1 protein-coding gene is annotated in these 2,727 nt (G+C 57.9%); it reads left to right on the forward strand.

Annotation, left to right across the window (positions count from 1 at the left end):
• A partial coding sequence (locus AC1RSM_RS18630; protein WP_492934060.1) for an Ig-like domain-containing protein occupies positions 1-2,727 on the forward strand: 2,727 nt, incomplete at both ends.

Consider the following 2,727-nt stretch of genomic DNA (forward strand, 5'->3'; position numbering starts at 1 on the left):
GCTGAATCTGAGTCCGACGTGACCATCACCGGTACCGTGGGCGAAGACGTTAAGGCTGGCGATACCGTGACCGTGACTGTCAATGGTAAGGATTACACGACCACCGTTAACGCCGATGGCAAGACCTGGAACGTGGATGTTCCCGGTGCTGAGCTGGCTGCGGATTCGAACGTGCATGCCAAGGTCGAGACCGAAGACGCCGCAGGTAACCCTGCTTCGGCTGAAGCTGACCGTGGCTACGGTGTGGATACCGATCTGCCAGAAGCCGCGATCACCATCGACACGATCGCTGGCGATGACGTGATCAACAAGGCTGAATCTGAGTCCGACGTGACCATCACCGGTACCGTGGGCGAAGACGTCAAGGCCGGCGATACCGTGACCGTGACGGTCAACGGTAAGGACTACACGACCACCGTTAACGCCGACGGCAAGACCTGGAACGTGGACGTTCCTGGTGCTGAGCTGGCTGCGGATTCGAACGTACACGCCAAGGTTGAAACTGAAGATGCGGCGGGTAACCCAGCCAGCGCTGAAGCTGACCGTGGCTACGGTGTTGACACCGAGTTGCCAGAAGCGGCCATTACCATCGACACGATTGCTGGCGACGACGTGATCAACAAGGCTGAATCTGAGTCCGACGTGACCATCACCGGTACCGTGGGCGAAGACGTTAAGGCTGGCGATACCGTGACCGTGACGGTTAACGGTAAGGACTACACGACCACCGTTAACGCCGATGGCAAGACCTGGAACGTGGATGTTCCCGGTGCCGAACTGGCCAAAGACAGCAATGTCCACGCCAAGGTCGAGACCGAAGATGCGGCGGGTAACCCAGCCAGCGCTGAAGCTGATCGTGGCTACGGTGTGGATACCGATCTGCCAGAAGCCGCAATCACGATTGACACCATTGCGGGTGATGACGTCATCAATAAAGCCGAATCGGAAAGTGATGTGACCATCACCGGTACCGTGGGCGAAGATGTGAAGGCTGGCGATACCGTGACCGTAACGGTCAACGGCAAGGACTACACGACCACCGTTAACGCCGATGGCAAGACCTGGAACGTAGATGTTCCAGGTGCCGAATTGGCCAAAGACAGCAATGTCCACGCCAAGGTTGAGACCGAAGATGCGGCAGGCAACCCAGCCAGCGCTGAGGCTGACCGTGGCTACGGTGTTGACATCGAGTTGCCAGAAGCAGCGATCACCATCGACACGATTGCGGGCGATGATGTGATCAACAAGGCTGAGTCGGAAAGTGATGTGACTATCACGGGTACGGTTGGCGAAGACGTGAAGGCTGGCGATACCGTGACCGTGACGGTCAACGGCAAGGATTACACGACCACCGTTAACGCCGACGGCAAAACTTGGAACGTCGATGTTCCGGGCGCCGAATTGGCCAAAGACAGCAATGTTCACGCCAAGGTCGAGACCGAAGACGCCGCCGGTAACCCAGCTTCGGCTGAAGCTGACCGTGGCTACGGTGTGGATACGGATCTGCCAGAAGCCGCGATCACGATTGACACCATCGCTGGCGATGATGTGATCAACAAAGCCGAGTCGGAAAGTGATGTCACCATCACCGGTACGGTTGGTGAAGACGTCAAGGCTGGCGACACTGTCACGGTGACCGTGAACGGCAAGGACTACACCACCACCGTTAACGCCGATGGCAAGACCTGGAACGTGGACGTTCCCGGTGCTGAGCTGGCTGCTGATTCGAACGTGCACGCCAAGGTTGAGACCGAAGATGCGGCGGGTAACCCTGCTTCGGCTGAAGCTGACCGTGGCTACGGTGTGGATACGGATCTGCCAGAAGCCGCGATCACGATTGACACGATTGCGGGTGACGACGTCATCAACAAGGCCGAGTCCGAGTCTGACGTGACCATCACCGGTACGGTTGGTGAAGACGTCAAGGCTGGCGACACCGTGACCGTGACGGTCAATGGTAAGGATTACACGACCACCGTTAACGCCGACGGCAAGACCTGGAATGTAGACGTTCCTGGTGCTGAGCTGGCTGCTGATTCGAACGTGCATGCCAAGGTTGAGACCGAAGATGCTGCAGGTAACCCTGCTTCGGCTGAAGCCGACCGTGGCTACGGCGTAGACACCGATCTGCCCGAAGCGGCGATCACGATTGACACCATCGCAGGTGACGACGTCATCAACAAGGCTGAATCGGAAAGTGATGTCACCATCACCGGTACCGTGGGCAAGGATGTGAAGGCTGGCGATACCGTGACCGTGACGGTCAATGGTAAGGACTACACCACCACGGTTAACGCCGATGGCAAGACCTGGAACGTGGACGTTCCCGGTGCTGAACTGGCTGCTGATTCGAACGTTCACGCCAAGGTTGAGACCGAAGACGCCGCCGGTAACCCAGCCAGCGCTGAAGCTGACCGTGGCTATGGCGTAGACACGGATCTGCCAGAAGCAGCGATCACGATTGACACGATTGCTGGCGACGATGTCATCAACAAGGCCGAGTCGGAAAGTGATGTGACCATCACGGGTACGGTTGGTGAAGATGTGAAGGCCGGCGATACCGTGACCGTAACGGTCAACGGTAAGGACTACACCACCACCGTTAACGCCGACGGTAAGACCTGGAACGTAGATGTTCCCGGTGCCGAACTGGCTGCTGATTCGAACGTGCACGCCAAGGTTGAGACCGAAGATGCGGCGGGTAACCCTGCTTCGGCTGAAGCTGAC

The organism is Alcaligenes sp. GW821-FHT11D07, from assembly GCF_058808495.1.